We start from the raw sequence: 25,703 nt of genomic DNA, 5'->3' as shown, positions 1-25,703 counted from the left end.
TCGGATTGAAGATCAATGTGGACCCGCTCCTCATTAAGCGGAAAGTCCTTGCTACAAGTTAGTACTCATAATATTAATGACCGGCACGCTATTAAGGACCGGCACGCTATTAAGGACCTGCACGCTATTAAGGACCTGCACGCTATGAAGAACCGGCACGCTATGAAGAACCGGCACGCTATGAAGAACCGGCACGCTATTAAGGACCTGCACGCTATGAAGGACCTGCACGCTTACCGTCCCGCCTATGCTCTTTTTCTCCCTAACTGACGCCCTTACAAGATAATAGGACACCCAAAAATATAAAAATCAACCGCCTAAAATGCGGATTTTCTTAATTCTAATAAATCACTCCGAAAACAGTGATGAAAACAGGGGTAATGGCCCTGCTTATGAGGACTTTTATTTTTGCAAAACCCCTCTGGCTTCCAGTATGGGCACTATATTCCTTGTTAAATACAGTGTTAATTATTCAATTAAACGTTTACTTACAGCCGATGCGCTCGTTATTTGTTTGTTCAAAACAGTGTATCATGGAAAAATTCCTCATAGAAATTATGAATGAATGGCGGGGACCAGTCCTCCTGCCTGAGATCCATACATTCCTTTTTGTCCACCCGGACTCATTATGTAAGCAGTGCCGAATGGGGGTGTAGGGAGGGCGAAAATAAAGCCTGGCTAATTATTAAAACCACCAACAGCAATGATGCCATGCGCATCATACCGGCCGCGTACCGGCAGTATGCAAAAATTACCAGACTGCATAAATTCAAAGAGAAAGAAATAGATGACAGCATGCTGAATAAGCAAAAGTTATCCTGGCAGACAGTGGAATTCGACGATATGACAAAGGCTTAAGAACAAGCTCCTTATTACAGAAAAACATATTCAGGACCCCGGAGGACCGCATTGCTTTCTGGACAAACTCTTATGGAGTTTGTAAAAAAATCAATAAATTTATGTCGTGTTTACTTGTCATTTTGTATGTTTTAATTATCTTTGTGTAAATATTAATTTACATATAGTAAAATTTATTATACATAATCTGAGAAATCATGAGCTATCAGGAAAAACAGAACATCGTAAATATTTTCAGCGGATTGCTTATAACAGCGATCTTCGCCTGGATTGTCTACCAGAGACAGTTGCAGGGGGTATTTGATTTAACAAAAGACTTCAGTAAATGGGGCCTGATCTTTCTCCTCTTTATCGGAGTCTCCGTGGTGGCCCGTATCATCATCCAGATTTTCTTCCATATCTTAAATGCCATAGCCACCCGTATGGAGGATGTACCCAAGGAGGATGAACGGGACAAACTGGTTAAGCTGAAAGCCATGCGAAATTCCTACTATGCCTTCACCGGCGGATTTGTACTCGCTGTTATGGCACTGGCCCTGGGAATGCCGGTCTACGGAATATTCATTGCCTTTGTGGCAAGCGGACTGATCGCAGAGATCATTGACAATGGTTCGCAAATATATTATTACCGGAAAGGAGTCTGAAATGGTTAAAAGCAGGATTCAAAACAACATCCGGCGACTGCGTTTTGAGGCCGGGGAGATGACCCAGCAACAACTGGCAGACCTGGTTCATGTATCCAGGCAGACCATCGTGGCCATCGAGAAGGGGAACTACTCCCCTTCTCTGGAACTGGCCTTTCGCTTTGCCCGTATTTTTAAAACCCCTCTGGAGGAGGTATTCACTTATGATCCGGGTAAGGACAATTAATTGATTCGAATCAATAATATAGAGTTAGTTCTGGCTGGGTCGCTAAATTATCATACATTTATATAAGCCATAAAATATATGATATGAAAACCCTGGCAACACTATGCATTGTGCTGTTTTTTGGCAGCAATCTTTTCGCCCAGGAGGATCATGCAGAATTTATTGAAGGTCCTTTTGCAAGCCCCCGGGAAGTTACAGAAACCTGCCTACTCTGCCACGATGGCATTGACAAAGCCATTATGAAAACCAGGCACTGGAACTGGCTGGGAGATACTTTTATCAATAAAGAAGGAGTGAGCATGCAACTGGGAAAACAAAACCTCATCAACAGCTTCTGCGTCTCCCTGCCCTCCAACTGGCCCCGCTGTACCAGCTGCCATATCGGATTCGGATGGAAAGATGAAACATTTGATTTTGAAGATCCGAACAACATTGATTGCCTGGTTTGCCACGACCGGACCGGAACCTATAAGAAGGTACCCACCGGAGCGGGCATGCCGGATCCTGAAGTTGACCTGGTCAGGGTGGCAAAGAGCGTTGGAAAAACCACCATCAGAAGCTGCAGTGCCTGTCATTTTAACGGGGGTGGCGGACCGGGTGTAAAACACGGGGACCTTACCGCCAGTATGTCCAACCCATCGCCCGCCCTGGACTTTCACATGGGGGAGCTTGGTTTCTCCTGTTCCGATTGCCACGCCGGAGAGAATCACATGATCCTGGGTGCAAGTCACGGATCCATGGCCAGCGGCACCAATCATATTTCCTGTCTGGACTGCCACTCGGAAAAGCCACACAGGAAAAAGGTGGTGAACGATCACATCAGCTCGGTTGCCTGCGAAACCTGTCATATTCCGGCCTTCGCCCGCGAAGAACCAACAAAGATCTGGTGGGACTGGTCCACGGCCGGAGAGGACAAAACGGTAGAGCCGGATGAACACGGCATGCCGGTATATGACAAAAAGAAAGGTGATTTCACCTGGGAGAAGAACGTGATTCCGGAATACAGATGGTACAACGGGAAAGCAGATTATTATCTGATGGGAGATAAAATCAATCCGGAAAATGGAGTGGAGATAAATAAACTCTCCGGAAACATCTATGATAAGTCGGCTAAAATAGCCCCTTTCAAAATGATGCGGGGTAAGCAAATCTACGATGTAAAAAACCGTTATCTGATCACTCCGAAAATGTACGGGGAAGGCGGATACTGGTCCGACTTCGACTGGAACGGGGCCGCTGAAAAAGGAATGGCTGCAAGTAAGCTGGAATATTCGGGAGAGTATGGCTTCGTACTGACAAAGATGTACTGGCCCGTAAACCATATGGTGGCCCCCGCTGCTAAATCTTTAAAATGTACAGATTGTCATACCCGGAAAGACACTAAACGACTCAACTGGCAGGAACTGGGATACGAAGACGATCCCATGCGCATTGGCGGCCGGGCCAGATAAACGACCAAATATGAAGAAATCACTATGCTTCCTGATCCTCTCCGTCTGGCTGGGATCAACCGCATGCAACAGCCCCGAAAAGGCTGAATCAGGCAGCGAAACAGCTAACGCAACTCCCGAAGAAGCGGGGATCTCATCCCGGTCCATTCTCCAGTTTGTGGAGGCCCTGGAAACAGCTCAGCCAGATGCCATTCACAGCTTTATGCTTCGCCGGCATGGCCAGGTAGTGGCCTCCGGCTGGTGGGGTCCCTATAATCCCGAAAGTCCCCACCTGCTGTGGTCCCTCTCCAAGAGCTTTACCTCCACCGCCATCGGAATGGCCCAGGATGAAGGATTATTAAGCATAGACGACCTGGTGATTTCCTTCTTCCCGGAGGAGGTTCCGGAGGAAGCATCCGCCAATCTGAAAGCCATGCGCATCAGGGATCTGCTCCGGATGAACACGGGACATGCCGTGGAGCCCGGTTTCCGGCAAATGCAGTCCGATAACTGGGTAGAAGCCTTCCTGGCCCACAAAGTCGATTTTAAGCCGGGAACCCACTTCCTGTACAACAGCATGGCCACCTATATGTGCTCGGCCATCATCCGGAAAGTGACCGGTATGACTACCCTGGACTACCTGACGCCCCGCCTCTTTGAACCCCTGGGTATTGAAAATCCCACCTGGGAGACTTGTCCCCGGGGGATCAGTGTGGGTGGATGGGGACTTAGCGTTCGCACCGAAGATATCTCCAAACTGGGTCAGCTTTACCTGCAGAAGGGCATCTGGGAAGGCAGGCAGCTGGTCTCCGAAGCCTGGGTCGAAGAGGCCACCGGCTACCAGACTTCCAATGGCAGCAACCCGGAGAGCGACTGGGACCAGGGTTACGGCTACCAGTTCTGGCAGTGCCGTCACAATGCCTACCGGGGCGACGGGGCATTCGGGCAGTACTGCATCGTTTTGCCTGAACAGGATGCGGTGCTTGCGATGACCTCAGGCTCCGACGATCTGCAGGGAATCCTGAATGTGGTCTGGGAAGAGCTTCTGCCTGCCATGCAGGAGGGCATCCTCCCGCCCGACGAGGATGGATTAAAGCAACTGAATCAGAAGCTTCAGGAATTGTCCATCTCCCCAGTCGCGGGCGAAAAAAGCTCTCCCCTGGCTTCAGAAGTAAGCGGGCTTATCTACAGCCTGGAACCCAACCAAGGTTCCATCCGTTCCATCTCTTTCAATTTTGAAGCTCCCGCCACAGAGATCACCATCCACACCGTTCAGGGAGAATCGCTTCTCAGGGTGGGATATCTGGAAACGGAACCCGGGGTACTGGCCGATCCACGCGTAGTTTCCGATAAGGTGGCTGCCAGTGGTGCCTGGACGTCCGGGGATACCTATGTGCTTAAGCTTATTTACTATGAAACACCGCAGAGCCTGACCTTCAGCTTCAGGTTCGAAGAGGATAAACTGTACTGGGATACAGAATACAGGGCCTCGTTCGGACCGGTGAATCCGGGACAAATCACAGGCACAGCGACGGATTAGCAAATCCGTCCATGAATCTGCTCACTCTACAACTTCGGTGAGCTCCAGGACCACGCTTGTTCTCCGGAGCGACAGGCCAGGGTTTACCCCGACCTTCATCAGGAAGTCGCCCGAATAAATCCTGTCGCCATTGAACCTGGAACGTGTCCCGGGAAAAAGGTTGATCTCCCGGATTCGATATTTCCGGGAGGGATCCAGCCCTTCCAGCTGAATGGGCTCCTCTCTCGCCGTTATCATGAATCTCTGATTAACCAGGTAGTTAAATACAACAGCCCTGCTTTGCTCCTTATTCACAAATATCATGGAGGATAAATCGTCCGTATGAGGATTTACAAGCCGGTAGAGGTCGCCATGCCAGACCACCTCTTTAAAGGAATGATAGTTTTTTACCGCTTCCCTGCAGAACTGCAGATCATCGGCCGACAATTCACCGGCCACAATATCAAATCCCAGCTTTCCCATACTGGCCACATCCACTTTAAATTTCAGGGGCTGGTCCCCCCAGTTGGTCACGTGACAATCGGTCGCTATAGCCGGAAAAAAGTAAGAATAGTCCCACTGCATATAGACCCTTTCAAGGGGATCCGTATTATCGCTGGGCCAGAATTCGGTGAAATATTTCAGGAGCTCATAATCTCCACGGCCCCCGCCACCTGAACAAAGCATCATGGGAACCCCGGGATATTTTTCCCGGACCCGCTCCAGGACGCTGTACAATCCCTTCACATATTCGATATAGAGATGAGACTGAGGAATCCCGTTTCTCTCCAGGTATTCCGAATAAGCGTTAAATACGGGCGCATTACAATCCCACTTAATAAAAGCCAGGCCTGGATTCTCAGTAAACAGGCCATCCACCACTCCGAAAACAAAGTCCCGGACTTCCGGGTTGGACAAATCCAGTACCAGCTGGGTACGAAAATACTTTTCAGGCCTTTCGGGTTGCCGGATCACCCAGTCCAGGTGATTCTCATACAATTCGCTTTTGGGATTCACCATCTCGGGCTCTATCCAGATCCCAAACTTCACTCCTGCTTTCTCTGCCTCCGTTACCAGATAGCCGATCCCCCGGGGCAATTTCTTAACATTTTCCTGCCAGTCGCCCAGACCGGCCCTGTCGCTGTTCCTGGGGTACTTGTTTCCAAACCATCCGTCGTCCAGCAGAAAGAGATCCACACCCAGCTCCCTGGCATCCTTAAACAGCCCGGTAAGTCGCTCTTCATCAAAACTGAAATACGTGGCCTCCCAGTTATTCAGCAGCGTCAGACGACCGCCCTCTCCATCCAGCACCCGGTATTTTCTTGCCCAGGAATGAAGACCCCGGCTGGCGTCTCCTGCTCCACTGTGAGAGATGGCATAGATCAGGGAGGGTGTTTTAAAAATCTGGTCAGCAGAAAGCTCATATTCTGAAGCATAGGGATTGATTCCTCCGATAAACCGGAGATTCTCGTAAGAGTCCAGTTCAAATTCCAGTTTGAAATTCCCACTCCAGGCCAGATGTCCGAGAATAACGCTTCCCTGATTCTCTGCTGCCGGCTGGTCAAAGGAGAGAATAAAATGGGGGGCCTGCAATAGCATGGCCCTGGTTCCCAGTTTGGAATCGACCGACCGGGTCCCGCGGGAAAGCTTTGTTTCAGATGGCTGCATCTCTTTGGCCCAGCTGTTATGGAAGGTGGTCAGGTAGAAATCCTTACGGGAGAAATAAAGATTTGCCGAGGCAAATTTTTTCATAAGCACCGGTCCGGACTCCCGATGCTCAATTTCTGCCCATTGCTCAATGACATTTTCCCTGATCCAGCTCTTATAGAACAGGGCCACCCGGAAAGGATAGACCTCATCCTCAAGCACCACGGTTGTAAGGGTGCAATTCGCATCAACCTGCTCCTGCTGATGGCTCACATATTTCAGATCCAGGGAGCCGTTCCCGTCTGCGTGAACCACCTGGATGGCCGGCTCGGCCAAATTCCAGGTCCCGGCCGGAGTGTAAACGGCATTATAAATCCCGGCATTGGAGTCCATATATTGAAATCCTTCCTCCACCAGGGCATGCTCCCCGGTGTCCTTCAGCGGTTCTCCAAAATAGATGGTCCGCAGGCGCTGATCCCGGTCGGTCTGCAGGAGCATCAGGCTGTTACCGGTCGAAACCGGGATGCATATTTCCTGGGCCATGAGGACGGATAACGCCCCTGAAAGGAACAGGACAATCATTACTCTTTTCATATCCGGATCTTCATAGTTATTGTAAACTCAATCTGAACGTGCCTTCTGAACCCAGGCATGGGGATTCACATCCACGGCGCCGGTGATCAATTCGGGCCGGTTATAGGAGTAGAAGAACGAATGGTAAAAACCGGGATTCCGCTGGGGAATCAAAAAGGGTTTCTGAAACTCTCCCTCTTCGCTCAGGTAGCTGATATATAGTTTTGTATATCGACCATCGTACCTCCTGCTGCTGAACACAATCCACCGGTTATTCTGTGCCCAGCTGTGGTAGCTGTCTGTATCACCGGAGTTTACCCTGTCCGTTGGCTTACGCTCTCCGCTGAGCAGATCGACCAGGCAAAGATCGGCCTCTTTATGCCAGATGGGGAAGGTACCGTAATCATGCAGGGTGCACAGCAGGTACTTTCCATCGGGGGATATCCTGGGGAAGGAGGCACTCTGCCCCTTTTCCGATGCAGGCAGGACCGGCTCGGTCTCCCCAAACACCCCTCCTTCCGCATCAAAAGCGATCCGGTATATATCGTATCTGATTGAATCAAAAGGCGTTGCTGCATCTGCCTCTGTTCTGCTGAAGTACAGCATTTTTCCATCTGGCGACCAGCTGGGGAAAGTCTCCATAAACCGGTCGTCCTCAGTACCCGGCACATGACTTATCTCTCCGCTGGCCGTATTGTATAGGACCAGGTCGGATTGCCTGTCCAGGACCTCAATGTCTTTTTCAGGACGTGCATGAAAATACTGCTCGATCCGGTTGGTGGAGAATGCAATGTATAAGCCGGAAGGGTGCCAGGATGGATAGACTCCTGCCGAAAGGGTCCCTTCTCTGTTCAGATCCACCTTCCTGATGTCGTTGCCCTGTTTAATCATGGTCCCGCCCATGGTACCCCTGATATGAAACATCATCTGTTCGCTGCTGCCATTCCTGAAAGAGTGGCAGTTCACACAGTTATCCTCGATATGCCGGTTCTCGATGATGGGACGCTCCCTGAAAGAGCTAAGGTCGCGCTGATAGAGCCCCATAGAGGACCAGGTTTCATAACCCGGCGGAATCAGGCGGTAGACCAGGCTGGGATCGATGGCTTCCGGAGCCACCTGGAGAGCGAAGGACTCAAATCCTGCCCATTGCCCGTCCGCTTTTACAAATACCCGGATCCCGATCCGAGTTCCCTGGTTCTCCTCCAGAAACCGCCTCCACTTTTCAGGCGGGATCCTGAATGTCCTTCCTCTGGCTTTCAGCTTTATCTCCACCCCCCTGGCTCCCTCCAGCCTTGCAGCAAAACGCTCTCCATCCTCTTCTACCCTAAAATTAAGCGGTGCGATATTTAAGGGAATGGTAATATCTTTATAGTCCGGAAATATCCGGGGAGAGCCTTCCAGGCTGGCAATCTGCCCACCTCCTGCGCGGGGTGGCCCTTCGCAACTGCTCCAGAAAAAGATCATCCCCAGCAAAAGCATCCATGGAAAACCGGGTCGTATATCATTGCTTTCAGCGCTACTCATAGGTCAATTTCTGGTTAAAGAACTGAAATTCAAATGAAACCAGAATGAACTCCCAAAAGCCGGGTAGAGCATCCTGGCGGCCTCTCCGGGATTCTGATACTGGCGCAGTACCCGGGAATATGCCTGAAACCTCTCCCCGGTGGCCCGGGATACCCGGATGTCAAACAGGCTGTCCTCCGGATGGGTGATCTTATAAACCAGGAGGCTTTCATCCAGCAACACAGGCATCCTGCCTGCACGGATATTCAGATATGCAGGGAGGTTTTCCGCTATCTCATCTATCCGCTTCTCCAGCAGGAAGAGGGCCATCAGATAATCAAAGGCCTGAGGGTTTGCAGGATTGTTCCAAAGCAAGAGGCTGAGATTCTTCTCCAGGTCCGATCCTTCCGCAAAGAAATCCTGGTCCACCCTTATTTCCATCCCCGGACCGAATTCAGGATCCGTCAACATGGCCTGCGGCTTATTTAGAAACTGCCTGTAATGCTCCGCTGTCTTCCGCTGAAAAAGCGCACTTTCCAGATGATCCATATACTTCTCTGCAATCTTATGGTTGCCTCTGACCAGTTCGGTTTGTATAAGCCTCCGGAGGTTCCGCCGGGTAAAACCATCAATCACCATCGACTCATAGGCCCAGTGATGCGCCTCATTCACAAAGCGAACCGTCCAGTAGAAGTCACTTCCCCTCCGCAGCATCTCCCCTTTTGCATCCCACTCAAAGCAGAGGCCCCTTCTGCCAAAGGACTGTGGATAGCGGAACAGGTCGGAACAAAGCCTGTTGCTGTTCACCAGGGCCAGATTTGTATAGAACGAACCAAAAAGATTCCTGGAGGGGTGCTTTTCAGCGTACTGCAACACACCCTCCCAATCCTCCTCTATGGCCCGCTTCTCGATCTGGAAAAATTCTGCATTCTTCCGCTTAAAGGAAAAATGCAATACCAGGGCAGCCACTGCCAGAGAGAGGATGATTTGGGAAGCATAGCTCCAAACAGGTTTCAGCTTTACCATAAGATGGGTCAGTCCCGCCAGAACCATGTATAGCAATATCCAGAACAAAAACAGAAAAGGCCAGGGAGAGGCTCCGTAGCTATTACCAAAAGGTAAATGCATTAGCATAAGCTCCTGCAGAGTATCCAGGTAAATCAGCCGTGCCGCGGCCACGACGAGGATAGCAGGATAAAGCGAAGAGAGCAGCAGGCTTATATAGTCCAGTCGCCTGTTTCTCACCATATCCTCTGCCAGGATCAGTACACAGAAAACCCATACAAATCCTCCGCTCAGCAGATAGACAAGGGGGATCGCGATAGCCAGGAACACCCTCCTCCTGCTTCTTTGTACCGGGACCATGGCCACCAGCCCCATGGCCAGAAAAAATCCCAGCGAATGAATGATCTGATGCAAATAAAAGTTATGCATCCCTATAACAAGTATGGGGGTCAGGATACCCGGGATCAGAAGCTCTTTTCTTCCCGAGATCCGTTCCACGATCCCTGTGGATATATAATACCCGGCCAGTGACAGGCCTGCCAGCAGCAGGGCACCAGCAAAACGGAAGCGCAAAAACTGGTTCAGAAAGCTGCCCGCATATTCCAGCAATCCGCCCGGACGATCCAGGAAAGTAAGCAGGAACTCAGGCTTAAGGATAAAGAGGCCCAGGTCCTGATTGGCGATCAGGGCATACTCGCCCGGAAAAAAGAACCACAGAAAAGATAAGACAGTCACCAAGACTCCTATGACTCTCTTCAGGATTATGGGATCATATGTCCGGACAGGCTCTTTCAAATAGTCTCTTTCAGCTATCTACTGTTCGGTCAGATAGGTTTCCCCGGAAAATTCACTGACTGGAATCATTTTAAATGAATAGGAGTAGCTCTTTTCCGAAAGCCTGTACTCCGGATGTGTCCGGGCTCCCCAGCTATTATCGCCCCCCACTCCCATTTGTTTGTAGTCCACATGAACGGAGGTGAGATCTTTGGGTACCACATCCACCGTGTGCCTGTTTACAGGCTTAACCCCGTCGACGTGCCTTCCATCGGTTCTCTCGGGCGATTCAAAATCTTCTGTCAGATTATGGTGGGCAGAAAAGGCAATTTGGGGATTCCCCTTGAATACCAGTCCCCTGCCACTCTTATCGACGATGCTAACCCACCTGACATCTTCCCGGTTCCCGTTTTCCTGCGGCCGAATATAGGGCCAGCAGAGGTCCGCCACCGAACTTGTATAGAGATCCACGAAGGCGCTGGTTTTCCTGTCCCAGTAAGATTCATGAGGCCCGCGGCCCAACCAGGTGACCCTGTCGAATGCCCGGGGCATCAACAGGTTCATCCCAAACCTCGGCATATCGGGAAGATCCTCTGCGGTCACTTCAAAATCGCTGGAGACAGTCACCTCCCCAAATCCATTCACAGAATAGGTCGAATTATACCGGGCTATCGGGTTTGACTCCCCGTCGTTCAGGATCATTTTGAAAATAACCGAAAGCTGACCGGGATGATCACGGACAAGATTCACCTCCCGGACCATCCTGCCGGCAGCCGCTCCTCTCCATACTCCTGCGCGCTTGTGATTGTTGTTTCCAAAATCATTGTCAGTGGGGGCCCTCCAGAAATTGGGCTCAGGACCTTTCAGCAAAAGCTCTTTCCCCTGGTAAAGGAACTGTGACATCACTCCTTTTTCAGTGTCAAAACGAATGGTAAAGTCTTGTCCGGTCAGGGTGATTGACCGGTCGTCCTGACCGGAGGACAGATCCGGCACCTCTCTTTTTTGAGCGACCCCATCCCACTGGTAAGGCAGCTGAAACTGCTCACGGGCCATTATCGTACCGGCTTCCAGGATCCCGGAAGCGGATTTCAGGGAAGCCTCAATGACCAGGAAGTATTCCCGGTTCCCTTCCGGTGCAAACTGGTAACCCAGTTCGACCAGGGCCTTCTCTCCTGCAGGAAGATTCAGGTTATCAATGAATCCCTGCTGAAGGGTATGCCCGTTTGAACTGAGACTCCATTTAAACCAGAACTGGTCCAGGTTTAAAAAGGAATACTTATTATGAATGTTCAATATGCCGCTTTTCAGATCTTCTGCCTCGAACCCTATGTTCTGGTATACCTTCTTGACTTCCAGCAGAGTGGGTTTGATGCCCCGGTCGGGATTAACAATCCCGTTCAGGCAAAAGTTACCGTCGGATGGCACATCGTCCGGACCAAAATCGCCTCCATAAGCCCAGTACTCCTCTCCTTCCGCGTTGGAGACGAGAATCCCCTGGTCCACCCAGTCCCAGATAAATCCGCCCTGCAGGGCATCGTATGTTTCAATAAGATCCCAGTAATCCTGGAAGTTCCCCAGGCTGTTTCCCATGGCATGGGCGTATTCGCACTGAATCAGGGGTCGGTCCGGTTTTCCGTTTTCACTTTTCGCATATGCTTCCATTCGCTCCATGGTCATATACATGGGACAAATAATATCCGTATTATCGGCCCTGTGCGCCTGTTCATACTGCACAGGCCGGGTTCCATCCACCCCTTTCAGATAATCATACGTTGCCTGGAAGTTGATCCCGTTGCCGGCCTCATTCCCCAGCGACCAGATGATCACCGAAGGCTGGTTTTTATCCCTTTCGAACATATTCCGGGTCCGGAACAGGTGGGCTCCCATCCAGGTGGAGTCTTTGGCGAGCGACTCTTTCCCGTAACCCATTCCGTGGGATTCAATATTGGCCTCATCCACCACATAGAGCCCGTATTTGTTGCACAGCTCATACCACCGTTCGGGCTGGGGATAGTGAGAGGTGCGTACCGCATTCAGGTTGTGGCTCTTCATCAGCAAAATATCTTTCAGCATGGTGGCTTCATCCACCACATGTCCGTTTACATGATGATGTTCATGGAGGTTCGCGCCCTTCAGATACACATATCTGCCATTCACCAGCAATACGCCATTCCGGATCTCCACGCTACGAAAGCCCACAGCCTGCTCCATGGCCTCAATGAACCCGCCCTGTTCATCTTTCAGTGTCAGGATAAGGCGGTACAGACTGGGGATCTCCGCGGACCATGGCTTCACCTCCGGAAATGTTTGTCTCATGCCGGCTGTCGCTACTCCATCCTTCAGGTTTACAGGCAGGTTTTCCTCATAGAGCACCTGATCCAGGTCGTCCAGCAATTGAGCCTGCACCGTGCAGACTGGGGCCGCATCTTTATCCAGGTTGACCACCTCCACCTCCAGGTTCAGGATTCCATCGGTGTAAGTTTCATCCAATCCGGCCACTACCCTGAAATCCCGGATATGCTGGAGATTCCGGGCCACCAGGCTTACATCCCTGGTGATTCCTCCCATCCTCCAGAAATCCTGGTCTTCCAGGTAACTCGCATCGCTCCATTTATAGACTTCCACCGCCAGGCTGTTTTCGCCCGGATGAATATAAGGGCTTATGTCAAACTCTGCCGGGGTCTTGCTGTCCTCACTATACCCCACCCGGGTTTCATTGACCCACACATACATGGCCGAGCTCACTCCTCCAAAGCGAAGGTAGATCTGCCTGCCCTCCCATTCCGGCGGAATAAGGAAACTGCGCTTATAGGAACCTACGGGGTTGTAGTGCTTTTGCATATAAGGAGGATTCTTCTCATGCGGATATGTAATATTGGTATAAATCGGATAGTCGTAGCCCTCCATCTCCCAGTTGGACGGAACCTTTATCCGGTCCCATCCCCCTGTATCATAATCATCCCTAAAGAAATAGTGAGGCCGCTCACCCGGGTTCTGTGCGAGATGAAACAGCCAGGGACCATTTAGTGAGCGGATCAATCCCGATTCCCGGATGGAGTTCCCCTCCATCTCCTCAGGGCTTCCGTATGGAATATACCAGGCCCTGGGAGTCTCCCTGTTGATCTCAAAGATATACTGGTTCTCCCAGTCGGCCTGGACTTTCTCCTCGAAAGCCACCCCTTCGTAGGAAGACTGACTGAAACAGGAGATGGAGATTAGCAGTGCCAAACAGGCGTAAAACATGGAGAGAACAGTCTTTTTCATGGCCTCAGAATTATGTGTATGGAATAATCATGCAAGGTATTTAAAAATAAAAATGAAGGCCACCCATCAGTGCAAGACACTAACCGGGTGACCTCATTCATTTGGCCATTCAGATCCTAGTAACCAGGATTCTGAATAAGCAGCGAATTCTTATTCATCTCATCCCTGTAAATGGGGAAGAAATAGGCCTTATCCAACCATGCCCTGGCATCCCCCCCCAACTCTGCTTCTGAAAAGATGGGATCGCCCCAGGTGCTTCCATCTGCCTGGCGATAGTTGGTGGCGGGTTGATCGGTTTCATAGCGTACATCCACCCGGTGGGTCTGGTGATAGGCTTCGGGGCCAATGACCCAGCGCCTCACATCCCAGAATCGCTGGTCTTCATAGGCCATCTCTATCCGGCGCTCATGACGGTAGTCCTGACGCAAATCATCTCCGGTAGAGGTGATATCAGGCAGTCCGGCACGCTTCCGGATCATATTCAGATAGGTCTTGGCCTCGTCATCCTCTTCCAGCTCGATGCAGGCTTCCGCGTAGTTCAGCAAAGTTTCTGCATAGCGGAAATGCCTGAAGGGAATATCCTGCTTTACGTACTGGGGATCAACGGATTTATCCACGAACTTCTTTACGTAGTATCCGGACTTACCACCGTTCCAGTCCTCAATGGGACCGCTGCGGGTATCCACACCGGGTACAATCAAATCACCGGCCAGGTTGTAGACATGACCCACCTGGATCTTGTTCCAGGGATCAATCTCCTGGACATCTGAAGGACGCACCCTCCAGTCGGCTCCTTCATACAGGATGGTGGCATAAAACCTGGCTTCCCGGTTGGTATAGGGAGCCGCTGCATGGGCCGGATTACTCCAGTCAAACTTCGTACCATCGGCAAACTCGTAATCATCCACCAGCTCCCCCAGGGGAACGTTGTTGCCCCAGTTGTGATAGCCATTGGGGCCGCAGTACAGCGCCGGGTTATATCCATCCCAGTTCTCATCGGTTTTGGGTGTGAAATACTGCAGCAGGATATCCTCCTCTTCGTAGCCATAGGAGATGAAATAATCGATAAAGGTCTGCGCGATGTCATCACCCGGAGCGGGATCAGGAGATACCAGGTCATAAATTCCGAGATTCATCACCGCTTTAGCAGCATCCTTAGCTGCCTCCCATCTGGCATTCTGACTGCCACTTGTATAACCCAGCAGTTCCGGGTTACTGAATCCGGGTGCATATGTCTGCATGGAATGGTGCAGATCACTGGCCGCATACAACAGGGTCCTGGCCTTCAGGTGCATGGCTGCCCCCCTGGTAGCCCGGCCGGCCCGGTCACCTTCCTGTACATCGGGAAGAATGGCCGCTGCTGCATCCAGATCCTGCACAATGTAATTAACAGTCTCCTCGTAAGTGTTCCTGGCAACTTCAAAATCATCACTCAGTCCATAGGGTTCCGTAATGATGGGGACCCCGCCATAGAGTGCAGCCAGATAGTGATAAGTATAGGCACGAAGGAAATGGACTTCTCCGGCCATGTCATCCACTAAACTCTGGTTAATACCATAATCAGCACCGGCAGTTTTCTCAAAAAAGATATTGCAGGCCCTTACATTACTGTAAAGCGGTCCCCACCGGTAATGCCGGGTGTGTTTGCTCGGTGAATTATCACCCCAGTCCACATCCCAGCCCATCAGACCATCAGAGGTCATCAGGCACTTGTTGAAATTGGTCACATCCCAGTCAGGGGTAAAGTGAGACTCATCCACATAGTCTGAGAGTCTCTCAATGGCAAAGGGAAATCCCAGAGCGTTCCTGTAAATGTTGTTTACAAAGGTTTCGATCAGAGCAGGATCATTCCAGACTGCTGCATCTGAATAATCTGATAAGGGATCAAGCTGCAGAAAATCTTTCTGGCATGAACTGGTCAGACCAACTATCAGAAGAAATATAAAAATCTTAAATATCTGTTTCATCGTCTGAGAATTTAAAAGGTTATAGTCAAACCCAGGTTAATAATCCGCTGCAGGGGATAGGCGGTTCCTGACGTAAGCTCGGGATCGATCAGTTTCTCCCTGGAGAGGGTGAACACGTTCAACCCGTTGGCATAAACACGCAGGCCGGCAAGGCCAATAACATTTAAGGCTTTATCGGGCAGGTTGTATCCAATCTCGATATTTTTCAGGCGGATATAGTCCGTATTGTGGAGCCAGAAAGTATTGCCCTGGCTGCGCCAGTACTCGTTATCACGGTTCCATGCTCTTGGATATTCAGAACTCGGGTTGGAAGGAGTCCACCGGTTCACGGCGTAATCGTTATAGTAGTTGCCGATTTCTCCGGATTCCGGACTGATATAGGCTACCGCCCCCGATGTTCCCTGGAACAGGATGGAAACATCGAAACCGCCTACATAAAGGCTTGCCGATAATCCTCCGGTAAAGAAAGGCAGACCACTTTTTTCCTGCCTCACCCGGTCCAGGCCATCGATGACCCCGTCGTCATTCACGTCTTTGAAGATGACATCTCCGGGTTGGGCGCCGGCCCAGTGGGGATATGCATCGACATCAGCCTGGCTTTCGAACACACCAATGGCTTCATAATATAGTGCTGCTCCCATAGGTTGTCCGGTGGATTGCTGGTATTCGGGGATTCCCGGGGTCTCATCCCAGAATAGGATTTCGTTATGGGCATAAGATCCATTCAAAGCCAGGTCGTACCTCACTCTTCCCGAGGAGCCCCCTCTGAATCCCAGAACAAACTCAAATCCCTGGTTCGCTACCTCCCCGATGTTTTCAGGAGGCAGGGAAAGTCCCGCACTGGTAGGAACAGATGCGTTCCTTCTCCAGAGGATGTTAGTCCTCAGGTTGTGGAAGTAATCTGCTTCCAGGGTCATCCGGTTATCCAGGAAGGCTGTATTGAAACCAAGGTTAAACTGGTTGGCCACCTCCCAGGTGACATCGGGGTTGGGAATCGCCTGCTCAGAGAGCATTTTATTATCCACGCTCTGCCCGAAGACATAACTCCTGTTGCTAAATCCATAGAGAGTCAGGTATTTGTACTCCTGCAAGGAGCCATCATAGTAAATCCTGTCGTTCCCTGTCTGTCCCCAGGACCCACGGATCTTGAAGTCGTCGAAGAAACTGATGTTGTTGCTCCAGAAAGCCTCATCCACAATGCGCCATCCCAGGGAAATACCAGGGAAAAAGCCCCAGGCCTCATCAAACATATAGGATCCGTCGTAACGCATAACCACCTCGGCCAGGTATTTTCCGTTATAGTTGTAGTTGATACGGCCAAAATAACTCTGGCGGGCAAACTGGGAAGCAGATCCGTTATTGGCCATATACTGGTCCGTAGCACCGGCAAAGAGCTGATCGATATCACTGGCCACATAATTTTTGCGGAAAGCATACATCCAGTTATTCAGGCCCTTCTGATTCTCGGTACCCACCATCACCTTCAGGGCGCTGCCACCAAACTCCTTGTCATAGGTCACATAGGCGTTATAGGTCATCTTATAGTCATCATTGGCCCTTTGGGTCAGCTGGGGCGCATCCAGACCCCGCTTCCCGGGTGTGGTTTCCGGATCCGTGGTGGATCCGTTCCAGGTATAGAGAAACCAGGGGGTTTCAAAAACTTTCTGATAACGGAAACGCTTGTCATAAGAAAAGTTCCCCTGAACAGCCAGACCTTTCACCCAGGGAATCTTCACATTGAGACGAAGGTTGGTCTCCAGGTAATAGTTCTTATCATCGTTATAACCGGTCGCATCTGTGGTGGTTACCGCCGGGTTATGACCATATTCGATATCGGGACCCGGATCCCCGTTGGGCCAGAAAGCGGGCATATTGGGCTTTCCACGCATCAGCATCCGGAAACTGTTGCCAGCACTGACTGTCGGGAAGTGCCTGTTTTCCGAACGGGCTGCCACGTCGAAGGAAAGATCGATGTTATCCGTGATCTTACTGTCGATATTGCTACGGAAATCCTGCTGCGAATAGTAGGTGGCACTGTTGTAATAGACCGCATCCTGGAACTTGTTCCCAAAGGAGAGGTAGTATTTCAGCCTGTCGTTCCCTCCGTTGACCGAAACATTCTCATAGTGCTGCAGCGACCAGGGCTTGAAGACTTCCTCAAACCAGTCCGTATTGGGATGTCCCCAGGGATCGGATCCGTCGGCGTAAGCCTGTATATCTGCCTCCGAATAAACCTGGTACATCCCGCTACTGGGATCATTATAATAAGAGATCTCATTGAGCATCATGGTATAGGTGGCAGCATCGGCCATCTCAGGGATAACCGTGGGCTGTTGTGCACCCACATTCATATCGATGGTAATGGTGGGCTTCCCGATCTTACCACGTTTGGTGGTAATCAGGATTACCCCGTTGGCCGCCTGAGTTCCGTAAATGGCCGCCGACGCATCCTTCAGAACCGTGAAACTCTCTATCATGGCCGGATCCAGCCTCTCCAGGTTCCTGTTCGGAATCCCGTCTATGACCACCAGGGGATTGTTGTCCCCCAGGGTGTTGGCTCCCCGGATCCTCAGGGTGGCCCCGTCATATCCGGGTTCGCCACTTCGGTTGTAAGCAAACAGTCCGGGTACACGTCCCACCAGGGTATTACTGAAGTTGGTGGACGGCGACTGCTTCAGTTCATCTCCCCGTACCGATGCTACAGCCCCTGTAAGGGTGGCCTTGGAAGCCGTTCCGTAACCGATAACCACGATTTCGTCCAGAGCCGTGGTCCCGCTTTCGAGAACGACATCAATCACCGTTTGATTTCCCACAGGAATATCCTGCGAGATCATTCCCACAAAGGAGAAATGCAGCACCGCATCAGCCGGGACAGTGATGGAATAAGTTCCATCTGCATTGGTGATGGCTCCGTTTGTGGTGCCCTGCTCGATGATATTCACCCCGGGCATCGGAGCATCATCCTCAGCACTGCTTACCGTCCCTGTGACGGTAACCTGCGCATTCAGAAAGGTAAAACCAGTCAGAAATAAAAACAGGAGTAACAAAGCACTCCGTATTTTTCTTCCCGACTTTTGAAGTAAATCTTGTTTCATAGTCTTGAGTTTTAGTTGATCGTTAGGTTAGTTATTACAGGTAGTGTTTTGATCAGAATAAATTCCAGGCTAAGATTCAAAGGTAAAACATTCAAAATTTAAGAAATTCAGATCAAATAGAAATGTATTTTTAACACTTTTTTTTTTGATCTCAGAAGGGGTAGCCTATGGCGAAGTAAAAAAGGGCAGAGGATAAGGTGCTTCCTTCTCCGGAGAACCAGTACTTATCATCCTGAAGATAAGGGGTTCTGAGGGGGAATCCCAGGTCCGTCCGCAGAACAAAAAAGTTAAAATCAAACCTCAGTCCCACCCCGCAACCCACTGCCAGCTGTTTATTAAAGCTATCAACATGGAACCGGGATCCGGGCCTGTTCTCATCCTCATTGATCAGCCAGATATTCCCGCTTTCCAGGAAAACAGCCCCCTTCAGGATGCGGGAGATCCCAAAACGGAATTCAAGATTGGCTTCCAGCTTCATATCGCCCGACTGGTCTATGTAACTGTTTTCCACCTCGTGGTAGGAGCCCGGTCCCAGTGTCCGGGCTGTAAAGCCCCGGATACTGTAGGCACCCCCACTGAAGAACTGTTCCACGTAGGGAAGAACGGAAGAATTGCCGTAGGGAATCCCGATACCTGCATAGAGGCGCATGGCCAGGGTTTTTTGGAACCCGTTCAGGTAATAACGGAAATCGGATGTAAGCTTCAGGTGCTGGGAATACACCGTGTTCAGAATTTCAAACGGTCTGTCCGACGCTCCCCTCCCGATTCCCTCAAACAAATCCAGAGCATTACCTGAACTGCTGACTCCTGCCTGGTAGAAAAGGTTGTGAGCTTGTTTTTTATACGTATTGTCGTAGCTGAAATCATACCTCATTCCTATAATCAATTGCTCTTCGAAACTTTTCCGGATATAAATATTTCCATCAATTACCGAATCAAAAGCCGGCGTAGTGGCCAGCAGAGAAACAGAATTTAAGTATACAGGAGCATAAGTATGCCTGATCTCCCGGCGTTTTCCCCAGCTGTATTTCAGATTGGTCAGGGCCGAGAACATCGAGTAATAGTTGGTACGGTTCCGTAGATTAAAATTCAGGTTAACCGAGGTCTCCTGATTCATAAGAGCTTTGATTCTTTGATGATTGCCCAGAAGAGTGAGTTTCGGAAAAGTTATACCGGAATTTAATCCCAGTTCATAGGAGAAGGTTCCCAGCTGATTCTCCTGTTTGGGTCCCCATTGCCATTCCAGGGCGCCGGTGGGTGAGAACTGTACCTTTTCCGCCCCCCGGAAGGTGTTGCTGTGAGAAATACCGGCTGAAAGGGCAGGACCGACGAATCCCGTGGATTTCATAGCCATATCAGCCGCTATATTCAGATTGACGGGTTCGGCCAAAATCAGGTCAATCTTCACATTCAACAAATGACTCAGACTATCCCTGCTGTTTTTCTCATAGTGAATACGGACAAAACTGAATACTCCCAGCTTATTTAACCGGGTGAGGGAATTCTGATAACTGGTATAGGAATACGGATCGCCTGAATTAAAAAACAGCGCTGCCCTTAACACCTCGGGTTTCAAATAATCGCCCGATGAAAAGATGGTCAGCCCCTCATACTGAAAAGCTTCCACAACGGACTCCGCGCTATCTCCAGGGGAGCGAACGATGACCAGGATACTATCAATGCTGTATTTTGAAAGAGCAGAAGCCGGAAGGTCTCCCCGGCTGCGAACCAGTAGATTTATCTCCTTGTTCCCCAGACTTGTATCGGCATCCAGCTGAATAAAGTCCCTGGCGAAATAGAAATAGCCCTGGTTTTGAAACTGCCTGGAAAGATCGTTCCTCGCTCTGGATAGTTTGTCAAGATTAAAGGGATCCCCGGGCTTGATCTGAGTTCTGAAATCATCCTGTTTAATAGTAGTATCCATGGATGTAAAGGCCGGATCAAAGTCAATCTTCGCATACCTGTAGGGCGTGTCCACTTCAATGAAGTAGGAAATCCTGGCTTTGCGCGGATTTCGGGCAATGGTATCCACCACCGGCCAGGCCCGTGCCCCGAAATAACCCTGATCAAACAAATCATTGGCCATCTTTTGAGCCCTTAGTTCGGGCCTTATATCTGAAATCAAAACCGGTGCTTTGGAGACGCTTTTATAGATCCAGTGTTTGAGCTTTCTTTGTTCCTCATCCTTACAGTAGTTATAAACCCACAAACCGACAGGCGGCAATAGACGCCGGTCAAACAGGGAATTGTTGGGTTTCTGAGCCGGCACCGACTTGACAATTTGTTTCACGTCGGAGGGCTTTACGTCATCATCTCCGATTCGAATGTCAATACCAGTCTGTCCGGTATACAGCACCTGGTCCTCAGCGAGAAAACGGATATTTGAACACCCGCCCAGGATAAGCAGAAGGACTGCCAGACCTATGTTGGATCGAAACCTCATTTCTTGCGCCTCCAGATATCGCGGAATGACCGGTAGCTTTTCCGATAGGTAAATCCCAGTCCGGTTTTTGTTACTTCCCCTTCAAAAACATCATCGTAGCTATGCTCGTTGTATACTTTCAGGTACATAGTGGCCGCAGAATCAAGACTGTATTCGAAAGATACATTATTCACAGCGTGGTCGGAGGCCCCGGGTTGCTGGTTCAGATCGTGCAATCGTCCAGAGACTTCAATCTGACCCCGGTTATTCAGCAGCGATTTACTTACTTCGTAGGAAAGACTGGTGCTGGACTCACTCCCACCCTCGGCAGAGGCCTGATCATATGAATCAAGTCCAAAGGAGATATCAACTCCCTTGATGGTGTTTTTGGTAAGCTGGTTTAACTGGGATGCCAGAATCTGATTCACCTGCTGGGTCATATAATCGGTCGACTGGGAAATCCCGGGCAAATCAATAGTCTCAAACAGAAGCACCTGAATGGCCTGGCGCATCTTCTCTTCCGGGCTCATGGTGTTAAGGATGCTCATCACATACTGATCCGGGGTCCGGATGGTAAACAATAGCTCCAGATCGGACAGGTAGCCAGACATCTGCAGTATCACCAGAAACTCTATATCCCTTCGTTTCCCGTCCACCGGATTCACTAAGGCACTCCTTACCCTGTTCTCGGCCTCAAACCTTAATTCCGGATTCTCAACCACCCCATCCCAGCGGATATAGCCACCCTTCGCAATGGCAAAAGACTTCCTGGGCCAGCCTATCATATTAAGCCTGGCGGATCCTTCATTTATCTCATAACTACCCGATAATGTTACCCTTTCATTTTCAAGCATATTATACAACACCTGTCCGCCTCCCTTCACATCCAGGTCGATATGGAACATTCGCCTGTCCAGAGTGAAGTTGATCCTGGTAGAGGGATCAATTTCAATGAGCGTTTCGATAGAGGAGTTTATGAATTGTTGCTGCCTGACCGCTAACGGGATTCGGGACTCATCGTTCCCGTCCGCATGGCTGACAAAATTTACGATCTTCTCACTTTCCGAGATCCTTAAGTCTTCTTTCTGCTGGTAAAAGATCTCAGAGCCCTCTGTAAGTAAGATTTTTCCTTCGATCACCGGTTTGGTAAGCGGGCCCTTTACGGTAAGCCTGGAATCCACAAACACATTCCCTGTAACTGGCGCTGCAGTATTTTCATCTCTGCTCATCAACTGCAGTTTTGAGGAAGATATATTCAGATCTGCCGTAACCGGCCCTTTTCCCCCAAAATCCACATAACCATCAACTTTCAGGGCATTGCCGAGGGTATCCAGAACGGTAAAACCGGCAAACATTACTCTTTCATTTGTAAGCCGGATGCCCTGGGAAGGAATTCTGAATGAACTGTTTAAGAGCTTCACTTTCACCCGGGCATCTTCAAAATTCAGTTCGCCCCGTGACTGTTCACTCCCCTGAACCGTTGAGATCGCAAATTTTCCTGAAACAAAACCTCCCAGATCCGAAAGATACTCCCTGGTGAAAGGTTGAAGGGCGATAAGTGGGAAATGAGAAAATGAGGCATCCATGCTGCGTTCTCCTTTCCCGATTTTCTCTCCCTCTAAAATAAAACCGGAAGAATCCATTTGCGCCCTCAAATCAATGGTATAACTTTCAGAAGGCCCGGCATTAAAAGTCCCATCCAGGCGAATATCGCTGAAATCCTGCCCGGAATACCTGACATCACTTATCTGCAGCCCGGTCGATACTCTCTTCTCCTGATCCTCGCCTGTATCATAGTTAAGGGTGCCGGTAAAGGTAGCATCAGGCCTGCCCGGGAAAAGGCCCCTGCGCAAAAGAGAACTAAGCTCAACCTGTTTCAGATCAAGGTTGTAGCTAATAGTTTGATTCTGATCCAGGGTTCTGATCTGAATAAGTGAACTATCGTTTTCCAGGCGGAAAGATGGAGACACTGTTCCGGTTGAGATATCCATGGTCAGCAGATCCGGACTCTGCATCTGCCACCGGTGCCGGTTCAGAATAAGCTCCCTGGAGGGTATCTCCAGAACAATCCGCTTGCTGTCCGCCTTTCCGGCTATCTCCAACCTGTAGACGCTTTTTTCCAGGGAATCAACTGCAGAGATAGTGGTAACCGTGCTCCCCTTACTCAGGTTGCCACTGACCTTCACCCTGTTCTCCGGTCCTGAATTCATGGAGGAACGTTCTGCCACAGCCTCATAAAAAACGGTTCCTGCCGAATCGGTTATGGATGCATCAAGATGAGCCGTACGCGCCTTCCCGTATGAAATCTCATCTCCCCGTACAGAGGCACTCAGGATGTTTTCTCCCGGACGGTGGTCGATGGAAAGATCAAAGGTGGTGAAATGGATCCCGGTATCCGCCAAAAACAGGTCCAGGACCCCGTGACTGGATATCTGCCCTGTAAGGTCTATTTCGGGGAGGCCCGACAGCCGGTCCGCCGAAAAAATATGAGCGGGTTCCCGGAAGGATGCAAAGTAATCTCTGTAATCCTTTCCTGCCGAATCGAGCTGATTCAGAGGCGCCCGTAGGATCATGTCCAGATGGAAGAAATCTGCCCGGGCCTGAATCCATGAAGCTAAGGTGTCGGATTTAAAGCTTACCCTCAGTTCGTCTGCCAGAGCAGTTTCGCCAGGGGTGGAAATCCGGATCTCACTGGCGGTAATCTCCGATTCCAGACTACTCTCCTGCCTGCTCAGTTGCCCCTCCAAAGCCAGCTCTATGGCCAGGGTATCCTCATACAAATTCAGATGATCAAGCTGCGCCATCAGGCTACCGCTGCCAGCTGCCATAAGCACCGAATCACTTAGGTTCAGCTCCAAACTCAGGTCACCCTTCAGAGAGGGGTCCCTCGCAACCAGATTGAGCTCATATTCACCCGGTTCCATCCTTCCCACCAGCAATAATTCCCGGTAGGTATAAGCCTTGAACTCGAGGCTGTTAATCTGCACAAAGAAATCAGCATTCAGCCCTCCTTGCGGCAATCCGGCACCTTTTACTTCTCCGGAAGCGCTCAGGGTCCCCAACTCAGGGATAAGGAGAAACTCCCCGAGAGCAAGCTGATCCAGGGAACAGGCCAGTTGAAAGCGACGCCGGGGAATATCCACGGAACCGGCAATTCCGACACTTCCGGAAGAGCTCAATAAGTTCAGCCGGATATCCGGTGTTTCTATTGAACCGGATACATGTCCCGTGACAAGCAGGTCCCTGACATCCGGGATGGAATCCTCAATCCCCAGTTCCTGCAGCAGGTTCCCGGCCCAGGACGGATCGATCCCTGTAATCTCCAGATCCAGTTCAGTCCTTGATTCCGGGAAGCTGAAAGGCTGGTCAAAGTTTCCTTTCAGATCCAGATTAAAGCCATCTGCCCGGGAGACCGAAAACCCGGATATATTCAGGGTGGAATCCCGGTAATTCAGGGCAGTTCCCAATTCAAAAGTCTCCGGTGAGAGGAAAGCATAGACCGGAGATTCCACGGGATGCCTTAAAATGAATGAAAGATCCTTCAGGGATATCCGGCCAGACCGGATATCCAGGGAAGCGTTCTCCAGCTGTTCAGGACCTTTAAGGAGTACCGGCAGACTTGCGCCTGCAAAGCCCTCCAGGGCAATCTGACTGTTCCCGGTCTCAAGCTCCACTTGAAGTGCAGTCTGCTCGCTGCCGGAATCAAGCTCACCCTGCATCTTCTTCAGGATAAATCCCCTTTCCGTTTCAAAATTCAGTTTCCGCACTTTCATCCCTAGCTGTTCCGCTCCGAACCTGACATCTCTCATATCCAGATCAATACCGCTGAACAGATCCCCCGGTCCGCTGCTTTGGGATTGCAGGGAGCAGGTGGCATCCTTTATTTCAAATCTTTTTAGATCCAGGGTTTTTGACGGGAGATCGATTTTCTCGGCCTGCATGTTTGCCTCCTTCAGCTGTGCTTGCAGCTTCAGACTATCGGCAAGCTGCATAAATGTAAAATCGATATTTTTCAGTGCCAGGCTTTGAAACCCCATATTCCAGGGGAATCCTGAGTTTTCATTTGACGTTTGCAGGCTGGAGTTCAGGAGCAAATTGCCCCTCGACCCGCTTACTTCCAGAGATCTGAAAAACAATTCCTTTTCAGCGAGCAAAAGCCGGAATCCGCGCATCCCCAGATCTGAAATGTGCTGTGAAACCCGTATACCATTCAGGCTGTCGTTCATCCGGAAACTGATGTTGGAAAGCCTGCCCTTTCTGATGAATATCTTCCAGTGGGCAGGATTCTTTTCCGGGACTTCGGGCTCCTCTTTCTTCCCCGTTTGAAAAACCGAAGCAATATTCAGTTCTTGTAAAGTGCTATCCCGTGCAATTTCGACCCGAACACCATCCAGTTGAAGATCCCGGATGACCACCCTGCTTCTGAGCAGCGCAAGAAGGCGGATATCTGCCTCAAGCTCCCCGGCATACAGGATGGTATCCCCCCGGGGTCCCGCTATCAGGGCGCCCTGAACCTGAACCGAAGCAGGCAGTATTTTCTTTATGGCCTGTATGCGGAGCGGCAGCTCTGCCTGACTGAGGATCTGGTTGACCCGACTGGTGGCAAAACGCCGGGAGAAAGGAAGGTTAATAGCCGTAAACAGCACGATCACCAACCCCAGGGTCACCACCAGGAAAATCAGCAAAAACCTGCTTAACTTTCGCCGGCTCATTCAACATAGCTTTATTAATTTACCAAGATAAACTATTGTTAGATTCTCTTCGGGGCAATGATTA

At 50.3% G+C, this 25,703-nt stretch carries 14 protein-coding genes; 6 read left to right on the top strand and 8 right to left on the bottom strand.

Annotated elements, in window-relative coordinates; all coding sequences use genetic code 11:
* Positions 1 to 48: 48 nt before the first annotated feature.
* The 6 genes from P1P86_13170 (at position 49) to P1P86_13145 (ending at position 4,698) form a co-directional block, all read left to right on the top strand.
* Entirely contained in the window at positions 49 to 270 is a 222-nt protein-coding gene (locus P1P86_13170) for a hypothetical protein (protein MDF1576132.1), read from the top strand.
* 291 nt (positions 271 to 561) lie between these two features.
* Positions 562 to 858: a hypothetical protein gene (locus P1P86_13165; protein ID MDF1576131.1), complete on the top strand. Its 297-nt coding sequence runs from the start codon at positions 562 to 564 to the stop codon at positions 856 to 858.
* A gap of 197 nt (positions 859 to 1,055) precedes the next feature.
* Positions 1,056 to 1,502, top strand: coding sequence for a hypothetical protein (locus P1P86_13160; protein MDF1576130.1), 447 nt, complete (start codon positions 1,056 to 1,058; stop codon positions 1,500 to 1,502).
* 1 nt (position 1,503) lies between these two features.
* Positions 1,504 to 1,728 carry a helix-turn-helix transcriptional regulator gene (locus P1P86_13155; protein ID MDF1576129.1) on the top strand — a complete coding sequence of 75 codons (225 nt, stop codon included), beginning with the start codon at positions 1,504 to 1,506 and terminating at the stop codon, positions 1,726 to 1,728.
* An 83-nt stretch (positions 1,729 to 1,811) separates the two neighbouring features.
* Positions 1,812 to 3,179 carry a tetrathionate reductase family octaheme c-type cytochrome gene (locus P1P86_13150; GenBank protein MDF1576128.1) on the top strand — a complete coding sequence of 456 codons (1,368 nt, stop codon included), beginning with the start codon at positions 1,812 to 1,814 and terminating at the stop codon, positions 3,177 to 3,179.
* Between the two features lie 10 nt (positions 3,180 to 3,189).
* Positions 3,190 to 4,698 carry a serine hydrolase gene (locus tag P1P86_13145; GenBank protein MDF1576127.1) on the top strand — a complete coding sequence of 503 codons (1,509 nt, stop codon included), beginning with the start codon at positions 3,190 to 3,192 and terminating at the stop codon, positions 4,696 to 4,698.
* A 21-nt stretch (positions 4,699 to 4,719) separates the two neighbouring features.
* Here P1P86_13145 and P1P86_13140 read toward each other — a convergent pair whose 3' ends face one another.
* The 8 genes from P1P86_13140 to P1P86_13105 all read right to left on the bottom strand — a co-directional run bounded on the left by P1P86_13140 (position 4,720) and on the right by P1P86_13105 (position 25,639).
* Positions 4,720 to 6,918 carry an alpha-galactosidase gene (locus tag P1P86_13140; GenBank protein MDF1576126.1) on the bottom strand — a complete coding sequence of 733 codons (2,199 nt, stop codon included), beginning with the start codon at positions 6,916 to 6,918 and terminating at the stop codon, positions 4,720 to 4,722.
* A 27-nt stretch (positions 6,919 to 6,945) separates the two neighbouring features.
* The gene (locus tag P1P86_13135) at positions 6,946 to 8,421 is read right to left on the bottom strand and encodes a hypothetical protein (protein MDF1576125.1); all 1,476 of its coding nucleotides are present in this window, start codon (positions 8,419 to 8,421) and stop codon (positions 6,946 to 6,948) included.
* Positions 8,422 to 8,424: 3 nt separating this feature from the next.
* Positions 8,425 to 10,200: a DUF6057 family protein gene (locus P1P86_13130; protein ID MDF1576124.1), complete on the bottom strand. Its 1,776-nt coding sequence runs from the start codon at positions 10,198 to 10,200 to the stop codon at positions 8,425 to 8,427.
* Positions 10,201 to 10,218: 18 nt separating this feature from the next.
* Positions 10,219 to 13,443 (bottom strand): glycoside hydrolase family 2 TIM barrel-domain containing protein, encoded by a 3,225-nt coding sequence (locus tag P1P86_13125; protein ID MDF1576123.1) that lies wholly within the window; start codon positions 13,441 to 13,443, stop codon positions 10,219 to 10,221.
* Positions 13,444 to 13,559: 116 nt separating this feature from the next.
* Positions 13,560 to 15,410 carry a RagB/SusD family nutrient uptake outer membrane protein gene (locus tag P1P86_13120; protein ID MDF1576122.1) on the bottom strand — a complete coding sequence of 617 codons (1,851 nt, stop codon included), beginning with the start codon at positions 15,408 to 15,410 and terminating at the stop codon, positions 13,560 to 13,562.
* Between the two features lie 11 nt (positions 15,411 to 15,421).
* The gene (locus tag P1P86_13115; protein MDF1576121.1) at positions 15,422 to 18,505 is read right to left on the bottom strand and encodes a TonB-dependent receptor; all 3,084 of its coding nucleotides are present in this window, start codon (positions 18,503 to 18,505) and stop codon (positions 15,422 to 15,424) included.
* A gap of 151 nt (positions 18,506 to 18,656) precedes the next feature.
* The gene (locus P1P86_13110; protein ID MDF1576120.1) at positions 18,657 to 20,948 is read right to left on the bottom strand and encodes a BamA/TamA family outer membrane protein; all 2,292 of its coding nucleotides are present in this window, start codon (positions 20,946 to 20,948) and stop codon (positions 18,657 to 18,659) included.
* Positions 20,945 to 25,639, bottom strand: a complete 4,695-nt coding sequence (locus P1P86_13105; protein ID MDF1576119.1) for a translocation/assembly module TamB domain-containing protein — start codon at positions 25,637 to 25,639, stop codon at positions 20,945 to 20,947. Before P1P86_13105 ends, P1P86_13110 begins: the two co-directional genes overlap by 4 nt.
* Positions 25,640 to 25,703 lie beyond the last annotated feature (64 nt).

This window comes from Bacteroidales bacterium, from assembly GCA_029210725.1.
In the GTDB taxonomy this organism is placed as follows: Bacteria; Bacteroidota; Bacteroidia; order Bacteroidales.
The sequence above is the reverse complement of the archived record's forward strand: the minus strand, read 5'-3'. Positions and strand labels throughout refer to the sequence as shown.

What these genes read in the sequence shown, in the direction of transcription:
- P1P86_13140 (MDF1576126.1), bottom strand. Translation starts at nt 6,918, where the DNA reads ATGAAAAGAGTAATGATTGTCCTGTTCCTTTCAGGGGCGTTATCCGTC.
- P1P86_13160 (MDF1576130.1), top strand. Translation starts at nt 1,056, where the DNA reads ATGAGCTATCAGGAAAAACAGAACATCGTAAATATTTTCAGCGGATTG.
- P1P86_13145 (MDF1576127.1), top strand. Translation starts at nt 3,190, where the DNA reads ATGAAGAAATCACTATGCTTCCTGATCCTCTCCGTCTGGCTGGGATCA.
- P1P86_13135 (MDF1576125.1), bottom strand. Translation starts at nt 8,421, where the DNA reads ATGAGTAGCGCTGAAAGCAATGATATACGACCCGGTTTTCCATGGATG.
- P1P86_13120 (MDF1576122.1), bottom strand. Translation starts at nt 15,410, where the DNA reads ATGAAACAGATATTTAAGATTTTTATATTTCTTCTGATAGTTGGTCTG.
- P1P86_13150 (MDF1576128.1), top strand. Translation starts at nt 1,812, where the DNA reads ATGAAAACCCTGGCAACACTATGCATTGTGCTGTTTTTTGGCAGCAAT.
- P1P86_13125 (MDF1576123.1), bottom strand. Translation starts at nt 13,443, where the DNA reads ATGAAAAAGACTGTTCTCTCCATGTTTTACGCCTGTTTGGCACTGCTA.
- P1P86_13105 (MDF1576119.1), bottom strand. Translation starts at nt 25,639, where the DNA reads ATGAGCCGGCGAAAGTTAAGCAGGTTTTTGCTGATTTTCCTGGTGGTG.
- P1P86_13155 (MDF1576129.1), top strand. Translation starts at nt 1,504, where the DNA reads ATGGTTAAAAGCAGGATTCAAAACAACATCCGGCGACTGCGTTTTGAG.
- P1P86_13110 (MDF1576120.1), bottom strand. Translation starts at nt 20,948, where the DNA reads ATGAGGTTTCGATCCAACATAGGTCTGGCAGTCCTTCTGCTTATCCTG.
- P1P86_13115 (MDF1576121.1), bottom strand. Translation starts at nt 18,505, where the DNA reads ATGAAACAAGATTTACTTCAAAAGTCGGGAAGAAAAATACGGAGTGCT.
- P1P86_13165 (MDF1576131.1), top strand. Translation starts at nt 562, where the DNA reads ATGAATGGCGGGGACCAGTCCTCCTGCCTGAGATCCATACATTCCTTT.